Genomic DNA, 12,938 nt, shown 5'->3' on the forward strand with positions numbered 1-12,938 from the left:
CGGCGATCCGCTCGCCCGCCCGCCTCGCCGGCCCGCACGGCGAGGTAGAACCAGGGGCAGCAGGGCCACCGCGACGGCGGCGGCCGACGCGGCGGTCAGCCCCGGCCGGAGCAGGACGCGGCGCGTCGACCGCCGGGCCCCGGCGGGGACCCGGCGGTCGACGGTGCGGACGTCGTTCAGGCCAGCCCCGCTTCCTTGATCATGTTGACGGTGGCGTCGAGCGTGTCGAGGTCGTTCAGGTCGATCTTCGGGGCGTCGAGGTCGGCGAGCTGCGGCAGGCCGGGTGCGGCCGGCACCCCGGCGGCCAGCGGGTACTCGAAGGTCTCGGTGGCGAAGTAGGTCTGCGCCTCGGTGCCGAGCAGGTAGTCGACCAGCGCCCGGGCGTCGGGGTCGGTGCCGGCGCGCGTGAGCAGGCCGACCCCGGCGGCGTTGACCAGCCCGCCGGTGTCGCCGTCGGGGAAGAAGTGCAGCCGGGCCTTGAGGGCGGACGCCTCGCCGCCGCGCTCCTTGGCCAGCTCGTAGACGTAGTAGTGGTTGACCAGGCCGGCGGCGAGCTTGCCGGCGTCGATGTCGGCGACGATCTGCACGTTGCCCTCGCGGATCTGCGGCTCGTTGGCCTTCAGCCCGGTCAGGAACTCCCTGGCCTTCGCGTCGCCGTGCTGCACCCGCAGGGCGGTGACGAACGCCTGGAACGAGCCGTTGGTCGGGGCGACGCCGAGCCGGCCCTTCCACTTCGGGTCGGTCAGCTCGAACACCGACGTCGGTAGCTGCTCCTTCGTCACCTGGTCGACGTTGTAGGCCAGCACCCGGGACCGGCCGCTGACGCCGACCCACTGGCCGCCGGCGGCCCGGTACGCGGCCGGCACCCGGTCGAGCAGGTCCTGCGGCAGGACGGCGAACAGGCCGGCCTTGGTGACCGCGCCGAGCGCGCCGGCGTCCTGGGCGAAGAAGACGTCGGCGGGGCTGCGGCCGCCCTCTTCGAGCAGCTGGGCCGCCATCTGGGCGGTGGTGCCGTAGCGGACGTCGACGGTGACGCCAGAGGACTTCTCGAACTTTTCCAACACCGGCTTCACCAGGCTCTCGCTGCGACCGCTGTAGATGGTCAGCCGCTTGTCGCCCGGTTTGCCCGGGTCACCCTCGTCGCCGCCGCAGGCGGTGAGGGAGAGGAGACCCGCCAGGGCGGTGGCCAGTACGACGCTCAGACGCTTTTGCACAGGCAAGGATTACCTTACCTACCAGTCGTGAGGCAAATCCATCTCTGCCGTGGCCAGGAGTGATGTCCACCTCCCCCGCGTCCCACTGAGGATTGGCTGCCCTAACCTAGCCGCCATGTCTGTCCTCCCCGGCGTCGAGCCGGTGCCCTTCGCCGCCGCCCTGGGCAGCCACGGCGACCGCCCGGCGGTACTCACCGCCGACGGCCGGCTCAGCTACCGGGAGCTGGCCGACAGGGTCGCCGAGCTGGCCGCCCGCCTCGGCACCGCCCGACGGCTGGTGCTGCTCGCCGGCGCCAACCGGGTCGACGAGCTGGTCGCATATCTCGCCGCGCTGACCGCCGGCCACCCGCTGTTGCTGGCACCCGGCGACAACGACACGGCGACGGCCGCCCTGGAGCGGGCGTACGACCCGGACGTGGTGCTGCGCCGGGTCCACGGGGCCCTCACGGTCGACGAGCGGCGGCCGGCCAGCCGGCACGAGCTGCACCCCGAGCTGGCGCTGCTGCTGAGCACCTCCGGCTCGACCGGTTCGCCGAAGCTGGTCCGGCTGTCCCGGGCGAACCTCCAGGCCAACGCCGAGGCGATCGCCGCCTACCTGCGCGTGCGGGACACCGACCGGGCGGCCACCACCCTGCCGATGCACTACTGCTACGGCCTGTCGGTGGTCAACAGCCACCTGCTGCGCGGCGCCGCGCTGGTCCTCACCAACCGATCGGTGGCCGACCGGGACTTCTGGGAGCTGTTCCGCGCCGCCCGGGGCACCGCCCTGGCCGGCGTGCCGTACACCTTCGAGCTGCTGGACCGGGTCGGCTTCGCCGAGATGCGCCTGCCCCACCTGCGCTACGTCACCCAGGCCGGGGGCCGACTCGACCCCGAGCGGGTGACCCGGTACGCGGCGCTCGGCCGACGCCGGGGCTTCGACCTGTTCGTCATGTACGGCCAGACCGAGGCCACCGCGCGGATGGCGTACCTTCCGCCGCACCTGGCCGCGACCCGGCCCGAGGCGATCGGCGTGCCCGTCCCCGGCGGGTCGTTCCGGCTACGCCCGCTGCCCGACCGGCCGGAGCCGGACACCGGCGAGCTGGTCTACACCGGCCCCAACGTGATGCTCGGTTACGCGCGGACCCCGGCCGACCTGGCCCTCGGCCGCACCGTCGAGGAGTTGCGCACCGGCGACGTGGCCCGCCGGGCCGCCGACGGCCTCTACGAGATCGTGGGGCGGGTCGGCGGGCTCGCCAAGGTCTTCGGGCTGCGTGTCGACCTGGCGCGCGTCGAGGAGCAGCTTGCCGCGCGAGGAATCGCCGCGTACTGCGTCGGCACGGACCGTGAGCTGGTCGTGGCGGCCACCGGCGGTCCCGATCCGCAGCGGGTGCGGCGGCTCGCCGCCGCGGCCGCCGGCCTGCCGGCGCGGGCCGTGCGGGTGCACCCGGTGGCCGAGCTGCCCCGGCTCGGCAACGGCAAGCCGGACCGCGCGGCGCTGCGCGCCCTGGCCGCCGCGCCCTGCCCCACCGCGCCGCCCGCCGCCGACGGCACCGACCTGTGCCGGCTGTACGCGCGGGTGCTGGACGCCGACAGAGGTCACCGCCGACGACAGCTTCGTCTCCCTCGGCGGCGACTCCATGTCCTACGTGGAGATGTCGGTACGGCTGGAGGAGGCCCTCGGCGAGCTGCCCGCCGACTGGCACACCACCGCGATCCGGGACCTGCCCCGGCCCGCCGCCCCGCCCGGTCGGCGTCGATCGGCCGTGCTGGAGACCAGCGTGGCGCTGCGCGCGGCGGCGATCGTCGTGATCGTCGGATCGCACATCCCGCTGTTCACGATCAAGGGCGGTGCCCACCTGCTGCTGGCGGTCGCCGGGTTCAACTTCGCCCGGTTCCAGCTCACCGACGTCTCCCGCCTGCGGCGACTACGCAGCGCCGGGCACGCCATCGGCCGGGTCGTGCTGCCGTCCGTGCTCTGGATCGCGGCGGCGGGCGCGGTCACCGGAGACTACACGCTGACCAACGTGCTGCTGCTCAACAGCGTCCTCGGGCCGCACGACGGGGCCACCGAGTGGCAGTTCTGGTTCGTCGAGGCGCTGGTGTACATCCTGCTCGGAGCGGTCGCGCTGCTGGCCGTCCCGGCGGTGGACCGCGTCGAGCGGCGGTACCCCTTCGGGCTGCCGCTCGCCGTCGCCGCGTTCGGCCTGGTCTTCCGGTACGACCTGCCCGGCCTGACCGCGCACGGCCACATCCCGTCCGCTGTGGTGGTGTTCTGGCTGTTCGCGCTCGGCTGGGCGGCGGCGCGGGCCCGCAGCGCCGGTCAGCGACTCGTGCTGACCGGGGCGGCCCTGCTCGCCGTGCCCGGCTTCTTCGGCCAGCCGTGGCGGGAGGCGCTGATCGCGGCCGGTTTCGTGCTGCTGGTCTGGGTGCCCCGGCTGCCCAGCCGGCGCGCGCTCAACCGGGTCGCCGGGGTGCTGGCCACCAGCTCGCTGTACATCTACCTGGTTCACTGGCAGGTGCTGTCGCTGGTCGGGCCCGCCTCGCGCGGGGCAGCCATGGTGGTGTCCCTAGCCGCCGGCGTCGGCGTCGCGGCGCTCGCCCGGGTGGGGGCCCGGTGGCTGCCGCACGCCGTCCGGGTGTGGGGCCGGACGGCGGCGGCACGCGGTTCCGGTCAGGCCACGGCAGCCCGGTCCGCTGGGTCCACGCCGGCGTAGCCGCCCCGGTGGTACAGCAGGGGCGAGCCGACGTCGGCGTGCCGCAGCAGCTCAGGCTCGGCGAGCACGATGGCGTGGTCGCCGACGACCACCCGGTCCACCACACGGCAGAGCAGCCAGGCCAGGGCATCGTCGAGGATCGGCACCGCCTCGGGGCCGACCCGCCACCGGGTCGGGTAAGCGAACCGGTCGATCCCGGTCATGGCGAACGTCCGCGCCAGTTTCCGCTGGTGCCGGGCGAGCAGGTGCACCGCGACGTGCCGGGACCGCGCCACCGTGCGCCAGCTCGACGAGGCGAGGCCCAGGCAGAAGGACACGACGGGCGGCTCCAGCGACACCGACGTGAACGACGTCGCGGTGAAGCCGACCGGCGGGGCCCCGGGGGCCGTCACGACGGTGACGGTGCTGGCCTGGTGGCGCAGGATCGCCCGCAGCGAACTCGCGTCGGCCTCGACGATGGGTCCCGGCTGCGGGTCGGCGGTCATCGAAGACTCCCAGGATCGCACGGTGCAGCCCGGGGTGGCCGCCCCGGCTCGGCCGAGACGCACATCGATGCGGCACCCCGGTGCCTCCGACGCTAACCGACCATGCCCACCACCCGCAATACCTACTTAAAAAGTAGGGATTTCGGCACCGGTCGCCCACTGGCTTCCGCCGAGACCGACGGCGAGCGCGCGCAGAACGAGTTTCGGCTGGTCAGAGGGTACGGGCCAGCCGGTCGGCGAGGATGCGGGTGAACCGGGACGGGTCGCCCAGCTCCCCGCCCTCGGCCAACAGCGCCATCCCGTACAGCAGCTCGGCGGTGTCGGCGAGCCCGTCGGCGGCGGCGTCCTGCTCGTGGGCCTTGCGCAGCCCCTCCACCAGCGGGTGCCCCGGGTTGAGCTCCAGGATCCGCTTGACCTGCGGCACCTCGTGACCCATCGCCCGGTACATCTTCTCCAGAGTCGGGGTGATGTCGTGGGCGTCGCCGACCACGCACGCCGGGGAGGTGGTCAGGCGGGTGGAGAGGCGAACCTCCTTGACGCTGTCGGCGAGCTTCCCGGTCATCCAGGTCAGCAGGTTGGCGTACTCCTGGCGCTGCTGCTCGCGGGCGGACTCGGCCTCCTTCTTCTCCTCCTCGGTGTCCAGGTCGACCTGACCCTTGGCGATGGAGCGCAGCGGCTTGCCGTCGAACTGGCCGACCCGCTCGACCCAGACCTCGTCCACCGGGTCGGTGAGGATCAGCACCTCGTAGCCCTTGGCGCGGAACGCCTCCATGTGCGGCGAGTTCTCGATCATCGACCGGGACTCCCCGGTCATGTAGTAGATGTCGGCCTGGCCGTCCTTCATCCGCTCGACGTAGTCGCGCAGGCCGGTCAGCTCGGCCGGGTCGTGGGTGGAGGCGACCGAGACGACGTCGAGGATGGCGTCGGTGTTGTCCGGGTCGTCGAGCAGGCCCTCCTTGAGCGCCGGGCCGAACTCGGACCAGAAGGTGCGGTACTTCTCGGCCTCGTTGGCCTTCAGCTCCTTGACGGTGGCGAGGATCTTCTTCACCAGCCGCCGGCGCACCGCCTGGATCTGGCGGTCCTGCTGAAGGATCTCCCGGGAGATGTTGAGCGACAGGTCGTGCGCGTCGACGACGCCCTTGACGAAGCGCAGGTAGTTGGGCATCAGCGCTTCGCAGTCGTCCATGATGAACACGCGCTTGACGTAGAGCTGCACGCCCCGGCGGGCCTGCGGAGCGAACAGGTCCACGGGCGCGTGCGACGGCAGGAACAGCAGCGCCTCGTACTCGAAGGTGCCCTCCCCCCGCATGTGAATGGTTTCCAGGGGGTCGGCCCAGTCGTGGCTGACGTGCTTGTAGAACTCCTTGTACTCGGCCTCGTCGACCTCGCTGCGCGGGCGGGCCCACAGCGCCTTCATCGAGTTGAGGGTCTGCGCCTCGCGGGTGATCTCGTCGCCCTCGCCCTTGCGCTCGACGGTCATCCGGATCGGCCAGGCGATGAAGTCGGAGTACCGCTTGACGATCTCGCGGATCTTCCATTCGGCGGTGTAGTCGTACAGGTGGTCGTCGCTGTCCTCGGGCTTGAGGTGGACGGTGACGGCGGTGCCCTGCGGGGCGTCGTCGACGGTCTCCACGCTGTACGTGCCCTCGCCGGTGGACTCCCAGCGGGTGCCCTCGGCCTCCCCGGCGCGGCGGGTGAGCAGGGTGACCCGGTCGGCGACCATGAAGGTGGCGTAGAAGCCGACGCCGAACTGCCCGATCAGGTCGGCCGACGCGGCCGTGTCCTTCGACTCGCGCAGCTTCGCCAGCAACTCGGCGGTGCCCGACTTGGCGATGGTGCCGATCAGGCGGACCACGTCGTCGCGGGACATGCCGATGCCGTTGTCCCGGACGGTGAGGGTGCGCGCGTCGCGGTCCACCTCGATCTCGATGTGCAGGTCGGAGACGTCGGCCGCGAGATCCTTGTCGACCAGGGACTCCAGGCGGAGCTTGTCCAAGGCGTCGGAGGCGTTGGAGATCAGCTCGCGTAGGAAGACGTCCTTGTTCGAGTAGATCGAATGGACCATCAGCTGGAGCAGTTGGCGCGCCTCCGCCTGGAACTCCAGCGTCTCGATCCGGTTGCTCACACCGACCCCCTTCAGTGACTGGGTGACCCTTCGCGCAAAGGATACGAGCCGTCGCTGGCAGTCGCGACACCCGCCCGACCGGATGCGGCGGGGCGAGCATACGATGCCACTTCCGGTCCCTGTGGAGCTGCCCGCGAATACGGGGCAGCACACGTCGCGCTCACGTCACCCCCGAGGGTGATCACGAGCTGGACGATCGTAGCCGGGGCGTGCTGGTCGCGGGCCACCTGGGCGAGCACGACCGGCGGCCGGTGTACCACCGCCGGGTCGGCTACCCGTCGACCCAGGGCAGGAGTCACTGCTGTCCACGCCGCCACCGCCGGTCCGGCACCACCCGGGTCGTCTCCTCGGCCGGTATCCGCTCCGCCTCGGCCTGCGCGAGAAGCCGTTGCCGGGCCGCCTCCCGTTCCGCCTCCTGGATCTGCTCGCCCCTGCCCTCGACCGGAACAGCGTCGCTCATCATCCCCACCTCCGTCGGTCGGGGCGCGGCGGCGTGCTCTGAAAGGACCGGCACCGCCACGCCCGGCTGAGGGGACGCGACCGCAACGAGCACCGGCATCAGTGGGCGACCTTGGAGGATTCCGGCCCCTCGAGGGGCCGGAATCCTCCAAAATCTCCATCGCGTCCTTACTCGAACGATAAGGCTTCCAGAGTGACGGCGAACTAACTGTCGGTTAGGTTCCGTGGGGCCCCGGGTCCAGCGGGTCGATGCCGATACGAATCGCGAGGTCCCGCAACTCGGACGAGCCCCAGCGGCGGGCGTCCCGGACCATCTGGCCGACGATCTCCCGCACGCTCGGCCGTGACCGCAGCTCGGCGGGTGACGCGTTGTCCGCCTCCAGGAACGCCAGGATCGCTCGCTCCTGGTCGCCAGCCGCGTACCACCCACGTCCCGCATCCAGGTGCAGACGGCATCGACGGTTCGCGCTGCGAACCTGCGACCGGTCGACACGCCGCGCCCGTTCCGGCGCGCGCTCAGGCGTCCCGCTCTCGACGGCCACCCCCACCCGCCAGATCCCGCAGTTCGCCGGCGTGAACTCCATCCGCCACGGGTCGGGCGTAAAGCCCAACGTCTGGTCGGCTTTCGAACGCCTCCAACAGAGAACGAACGTCGCCGGCCGGCTGGCTCTTGGCGGGCCGCTTGGGATTCGTCGGAACTCCCAGCGCCTCCCAGTTGGTACGCGCGTCGCCCATCTCGGACGCGAGGGCACGCAACTCGATGACGAACTCGACCAGCCGGCCCTGGTCGTCGACAGTCGCGTTGAACGGGATCGCTCGGGCCTTGTCGCCGAACTTTCGGCACAGGCCCTCGTCCGCGTACCAAGTCGCCGTCAGGTCGACAGCACCGGCGAGACGCCGCTTACCCGTGGCTGCCTGCTCGCCGTCGCTTTGCACACTCACCACCGCGTCGACCAATCGACGCGCGCCGCCCGGGTCGTTGGGGTCAACGTCCAGGTAGCTGCCTGCGGGTACCTCGGACCTGGACAGCGAGTAGTTCGTCCCGAAGCTGACCCCCGGCACGTTGAGCATGGCGAAGTACACGTCTTCCTCGTATCTCGTCACGAGGATCATCCGGTCGTTCTTCTTGAGGGTGTAGGACATCGTTCCGGTCCGTCGTTGTGCCTCCATCACCCCCTGACCGGTGGCTTCCGCCGTGTCGGTCGTGACCCGAACCGGCTCCCGCGAGATCCAGCCGACGGCCGCCGTCAGGTCCTTGACCTCACCCCGCTGCCCGACCGGGGAGGCGTCGGATCGGCCGCACGCCGTCTCCTTCGTCGAAGCAGAATTCTGGCCGGAGTTACCCGGACCGCACCCAGTGGCACCAAGAACGGCAGTCAGGGTCGCCATCGTGGCGACCAGACGTCGAACCTGCATGTAAAGGTCACCTCACGGTGGAAGAACGAAGCCGCCACAACGAGTCACGGCACCGTTGATCATAGGCGGGCGGCTGACGCCGCCCACCTGGCCGGTGGGTGCCGGGGCGAGCCGGTCAAGCGCGGCGCGCAGGTGCCCACGCAGGGCGTCGCTGCCGGTGTGCCCGGAGTCGTTGACCACGATCAGCTCCGCGTCGGCCCAGGCCCAGGCCAACGACCACGGCGTCTCCAGCGGCGAGCCGAGGTCGAAGCGGCCATGCACGAAAACCCGGGAATGCCGGCGAGCTGGTGGGCGCCGCGCAGCGGCGGGTAGGACGGCTGCCCCATCAGCCCGTCTGACCGGCCACGACGTCCAGGGCGCGGGTGAAGTCGGCGAGCAGGTCGGCGGTCTCCTCGATGCCGGTGGAGACCCGCACGAGGCCCTCGCCGATGCCGGCGGCGGCGAGTTGCTCGGCGTCGACGATCCCCGCCCACATCGAACGCGGGTGCACCACGAGGTGCTCACGCTGCCCAGGCTGGCCGCCCGCTTGGCCAGTCGCAGCTCCGCGAGGAGGGTGGCCGCCGCCGGTCGGCCACCGGCCAGGTCGAGGCTGAACACGCCGCCACACCCGCTCATCTGCTTCGCGGCCAGGTCGTGCTGGGGGTGACTGGGCAGCCCCGGGTAACGGACCTGGGCCACCGCCGGGTGCTCCTGGAGCGCCCGAGCCAGCGCGAGGGCGTTGTCGTTGTGCCGGGCCATCCGCAGCGGCAGCGTCCGGATGCCGCGCAGCAGCAGCCAGGCGTCGATGGGGCCCAGCGTCGCACCGGTGACGATGGCGGTCTGCCAGACCCGGTCGATCAGCCCGGCGGGGCCGACCACCACCCCGGCGGTGACGTCGGAGTGGCCGCCGAGGAACTTCGTGGCGCTGTGCCAGACCAGGTCCGCGCCGAGGGCCGCAGGTCGCTGGTTGACCGGGGTGGCGAACGTGTTGTCCACGACGGCGTACGCGCCGTGGGCGTGGGCCAGCTCGATCACGGCGGTCAGGTCGGTCAGCTCCAGCAGAGGGTTGCTGGGCGTCTCCACGAGCAGCAGCCGGGTGCGCGGGGTCATGGCGCGGGCGAACGCCTCGACGTCGGTCTGGTCGACCTGGGTGCAGCTCACCCCGAACCGGGTGAGCAGCCCGGTGGCCAGCGAGGTGGTGCCGCCGTACGTGCTGCGCTGCACGATCACGTGGTCCCCGGCGGTGAGCAGGGCCAGCGCGACGGTGGTGATCGCCCCCATCCCCGAGGCGGTCACCAGGCCGGCCTCGGTGCCCTCCAGCTCGGCCACCACGGCGGCGACCTGGGCGTGGTTGGGGTTGCCTTAGCGGGTGTAGAAGCCATCGGCGCGCACCTGCGTGGCGATCTCGGTGAACCGCTCGTCGGACTCGGCGCTGAACGTGGCGCTCTGCACGATCGGCGGCGACACCGCGCCCGTGGGATGCAGGCCGTCGTCACCGTGGATCGCGGTCGTGCCGATGCCGGTCACCGGGTTCTCCTCACGCTGGTCGGATCGCTGCTCGGATCAGGGTAGGGCGATGACGACGGGGCTCGGGGCGGGTGCCGGCGCGGCCCGGTCGAGCAGCATCCGCTGGCTGTCGCGCTGGCGGCGCAGCACCGCGTCGTCGAGGTCGGCGACGGCGAGCCCGGCGGCGGTGCCGGCGGCGGCCAGGGCCCCGCCGTCAGGGCCGTACACGGCGCTGTGGCCGGCGTACCGCCAGCCGCCGTGCGCGCCCGCGTAGTTGGCGAACACCACGTAGCTGGTGTTCTCCAGGGCGCGGGCCGGGAAGTAGACGCCGCGCCGGTGGTCGGAGTCGCCGACGGTGAACGCGCCGGGCACCAGGTAGGCGTCCGCGCCGGCCAGGGCCAGGCCTCGGGCGTGCTCGGGGAAGCTGGCGTCGTAGCAGACGCCGAGGCCGAGCCGCCAGCCACGCACCTGCACGATCGTGTCGGTGTGGCCCGCGACGAACACCTCGCGCTCGTCGGCGTCGAGGTGCCGCTTGTGGTAGGTGGCGGCCACCGCACCGTCGGGGCCGACGACGAACGCGGCGATGGCCCAGCCGTCGGCGCGGCGGGCGCAGCCGCCGACCACGGCGGTCACGGTGTGTGCCCGGCATGCCTGGCCCACCGTACGCAAAACCGGATCGCCCACCTCGACCTCGCACCGGGCGACATCGGCGGCGAGCAGCGGGTAGTCGTACCCGCACAGCGACAGCTCGGGGAAGACGACCAGGCGCGCGCCCCGGGTGGCGGCCGAGGCGATCGCGGCGACGTGCGCGGCGGCGTTGCCGGCCAGGTCGCCGCCGGCCGCCTCGATCTGGGCGGCGGCGACCCGCAGCGGCTCCCGGGCCGGGTTGTCGCCCGTCGTCGTCACATCGCCCCCAACCACCAGCGCAGCCCGAAGAAGACCGCCAGCCCGACCGTCCACACGATCATGAACCGCTCGACGAACAGACCGGTCACCAGGGTGACGGCTGGGCGCACCAGAAGTACAGGTGCGTCGGCCAGTACGACATCTCGTGGTGCAGCGGGATCCACTGCTCGGCGTTGAACTCGGTGGAGGTGAACACCCGGTCGGCGACCTCGGTGCGCGGTGCGGCGCGTTCCAGGTAGCCGAGCAGGTCCGGGGTGACCGCGCGGGCCGCCCGGCTGAAGTCGTCGGCGGAGGCCACCTCGAAGCCGCAGAACAGCACCGCGCTGTGCGCGTCCAGGTCGCGCAGCAGTTCGTCGCGGCGGCCGGCGAGCCAGCCGGCGAGGTCGAGGTCCGGCACGGCGGCCTCGACCAGGGCCGGCAGTGGCCCGCCCGGCCAGTCGGGGCGTACGTCGACCAGGGACCGTTCCCGCCTGCGGCGGCCGATGGCCGGCGCCACCCGGCTCTGCTCGGTCATCTCTCGTTGCCCCAGGAGTCGTCGACACACTCGGCGAGGCTGCGCGCGGGGTCGGCCGCCGCCCGGCGGAGCACCCCGATGAAGTCCCGGTGCCACGCGTCCGCGCGTGGGCCGTCGAACAGGTCGGTGCGGTAGGTCCAGAGCGCCTCGAGGTCACCCCGGCGCTCGTCGAGCCAGAGGGTGAGGTCCAGCCGGGCGGCGTCCGGCGCGAGTTCCACCCCGGCGAGGTCCAGCCCCTGGGTGCCGCGCCAGGCCGCCGCCGGGGCGTTCTGCACGCCGAAGGCGACCTGCACCAGCGGGTTGCGGTGCGGGTGGCGGGCCGGGCGCAGCCGCTCCACCACCGCGTCGAACGGCACGCCCTGCCACTCGCTGGCGAACAGTGCGGCGGCGCGGGCCTCGGCGAGCAGCTCGACGAAGCCGCGCTGCGGCGCGGGGCGCAGCCGCAACGGCATCGTGTTGACGAAACAGCCGACGCTGTCCTCGGCCGCGACGCTGGTGCGCCCGGCGAACGCGGTGCCGACGAGCAGGTCGGTGCGCCCCGTGCGGGCACCGAGCAGGGCGGCGAACGCGGCCAGCCCGACCATGTAGAGGCTGGTCCGGTGGGCGCGGGCGAGCCGCCGCACGGCGTCGGCGTCGGTGGCCGCCACAATCGCCCGCAGGCTGGCCCCCTGCGGGCGGTCGGCGACGCGCAGGGCACGCGCGGACGCAACGGCGGGGGCGGGCGGGACGGCAGCGGCACCGGTCGACGCCGCAGGGCCCGGGGCGGCCGGCGGGAGCGGTGCGGTGGGGCCTGGGGCGGTCGACGGGGGCGCCAGGTCGAGCAGGGTGGGCGCGCCGCGCAGCCCGGCTACCACCTCGTCCAGGCCGCGGCGGCCGGCCGGGCCGGCCAGCCAGTCGCGCTGCGCCAGCGCGAACGCGGCCGGTCCCGGCACGGGCCGGGCCGGCCACGGCGGGCGGGGCCGGGTGACCCGCACGGCGGCCTCGCGTTCGCTGTCGTAGCAGCGGCCGAGGTCACGCACGAGCACGCTGAACGACCAGTCGTCGCAGACGATGTGGTGGGCCACCAGCAGCAGCGCGAAGCGGGGGCGGTCGTCGGCGACGAGGTGCGCGCGCAGCAGTGGCCCGGCGGCCAGGTCCATCGGGGTACCGGCGCTGGCGGCGGCCACCCGGGCGACCCGCTCCGCCAGCGGTATCCCCGGCACGGATCGCTCCAGGACCAGCTCGACCTGCGGGTCGTCGTGCACCCGCTGGACCGGGCCGGCATCGGAGCTGGGGAACACGGTGCGCAACGCAGGATGCCGGGCGACCACCCGGCGCAGCGCCCGGGCCAGCGCCGCCCGGTCCACGATTCCGTCCAACTCGACCAGGTAGGACACCAGGTAGGAGGTGTCGGTCGGGTCGAGCTGGTGCAGGAACCACAGCCGGCGCTGCGCCGCCGACAGCGGCGCGGGCCCGTCGGTGACGGGCGTACCGGCGGTGGCCGGCAGCGTCGGGGCCGCCGGGACGTGCAGGGCGCCGGCCGTCGCGGCCTGAAGGTGCGCGGCGAGGGCGGCCACGGTGGGATGGTCGAACAGCGCGGCCGGCGGCACGGGCACGCCGGTGGCGGCCGTGAAAACAAGGCCGCGCACCGCAGGGCGA

10 protein-coding genes and 2 pseudogenes are annotated in these 12,938 nt (G+C 72.9%); 1 reads left to right on the plus strand and 11 read right to left on the minus strand.

Features of this window, described 5'->3' with window-relative positions:
* Positions 1-176: 176 nt before the first annotated feature.
* Positions 177-1,220 carry an iron ABC transporter substrate-binding protein gene (locus tag MCAG_RS01430; protein ID WP_007071217.1) on the minus strand — a complete coding sequence of 348 codons (1,044 nt, stop codon included), beginning with the start codon at positions 1,218-1,220 and terminating at the stop codon, positions 177-179.
* 109 nt (positions 1,221-1,329) lie between these two features.
* Here MCAG_RS01430 and MCAG_RS01435 point away from each other — a divergent pair.
* Positions 1,330-3,892, plus strand: a pseudogene (locus MCAG_RS01435) (AMP-binding protein); the annotation flags it as partial.
* Here MCAG_RS01435 and MCAG_RS01440 read toward each other — a convergent pair.
* From MCAG_RS01440 to MCAG_RS01485, 10 genes and pseudogenes are all read right to left on the minus strand, one after another.
* Positions 3,868-4,395 carry a flavin reductase family protein gene (locus tag MCAG_RS01440; RefSeq protein ID WP_007071219.1) on the minus strand — a complete coding sequence of 176 codons (528 nt, stop codon included), beginning with the start codon at positions 4,393-4,395 and terminating at the stop codon, positions 3,868-3,870. The pseudogene MCAG_RS01435 and the gene MCAG_RS01440 sit on opposite strands and share 25 nt — an antisense overlap.
* Before the next feature lie 211 nt (positions 4,396-4,606).
* Positions 4,607-6,520 (minus strand): molecular chaperone HtpG, encoded by a 1,914-nt coding sequence (gene htpG, locus MCAG_RS01445; protein WP_007071220.1) that lies wholly within the window; start codon positions 6,518-6,520, stop codon positions 4,607-4,609.
* Positions 6,521-6,815: 295 nt separating this feature from the next.
* The gene (locus MCAG_RS35870) at positions 6,816-6,980 is read right to left on the minus strand and encodes a hypothetical protein (RefSeq protein WP_198141463.1); all 165 of its coding nucleotides are present in this window, start codon (positions 6,978-6,980) and stop codon (positions 6,816-6,818) included.
* A 515-nt stretch (positions 6,981-7,495) separates the two neighbouring features.
* Entirely contained in the window at positions 7,496-8,122 is a 627-nt protein-coding gene (locus MCAG_RS01460; RefSeq protein WP_157547794.1) for a hypothetical protein, read from the minus strand.
* Between the two features lie 285 nt (positions 8,123-8,407).
* Positions 8,408-8,656: a hypothetical protein gene (locus tag MCAG_RS36030; RefSeq protein ID WP_036371879.1), complete on the minus strand. Its 249-nt coding sequence runs from the start codon at positions 8,654-8,656 to the stop codon at positions 8,408-8,410.
* Positions 8,657-8,720: 64 nt separating this feature from the next.
* Positions 8,721-9,706, minus strand: a pseudogene (locus tag MCAG_RS01470) (PLP-dependent aspartate aminotransferase family protein).
* A gap of 30 nt (positions 9,707-9,736) precedes the next feature.
* Positions 9,737-9,901 carry a hypothetical protein gene (locus tag MCAG_RS33220; protein ID WP_198141464.1) on the minus strand — a complete coding sequence of 55 codons (165 nt, stop codon included), beginning with the start codon at positions 9,899-9,901 and terminating at the stop codon, positions 9,737-9,739.
* Between the two features lie 36 nt (positions 9,902-9,937).
* Positions 9,938-10,786, minus strand: a complete 849-nt coding sequence (locus MCAG_RS01475; RefSeq protein ID WP_036371883.1) for a carbon-nitrogen hydrolase family protein — start codon at positions 10,784-10,786, stop codon at positions 9,938-9,940.
* Between the two features lie 85 nt (positions 10,787-10,871).
* Entirely contained in the window at positions 10,872-11,300 is a 429-nt protein-coding gene (locus MCAG_RS01480) for a transcriptional regulator (protein WP_007071226.1), read from the minus strand.
* Positions 11,297-12,938 (minus strand): condensation domain-containing protein (locus tag MCAG_RS01485; RefSeq protein ID WP_232290038.1); only part of this gene is annotated, 1,642 nt, incomplete at its 5' end. The genes MCAG_RS01480 and MCAG_RS01485, both read right to left, overlap by 4 nt.

The organism is Micromonospora sp. ATCC 39149 (assembly GCF_000158815.1).
Taxonomy (GTDB): domain Bacteria; phylum Actinomycetota; class Actinomycetes; order Mycobacteriales; family Micromonosporaceae; genus Micromonospora.

What these genes read in the sequence shown, in the direction of transcription:
- MCAG_RS01480 (WP_007071226.1), bottom strand. Translation starts at nt 11,300, where the DNA reads ATGACCGAGCAGAGCCGGGTGGCGCCGGCCATCGGCCGCCGCAGGCGG.
- MCAG_RS35870 (WP_198141463.1), bottom strand. Translation starts at nt 6,980, where the DNA reads ATGAGCGACGCTGTTCCGGTCGAGGGCAGGGGCGAGCAGATCCAGGAG.
- MCAG_RS01460 (WP_157547794.1), bottom strand. Translation starts at nt 8,122, where the DNA reads ATGTCCTACACCCTCAAGAAGAACGACCGGATGATCCTCGTGACGAGA.
- MCAG_RS01440 (WP_007071219.1), bottom strand. Translation starts at nt 4,395, where the DNA reads ATGACCGCCGACCCGCAGCCGGGACCCATCGTCGAGGCCGACGCGAGT.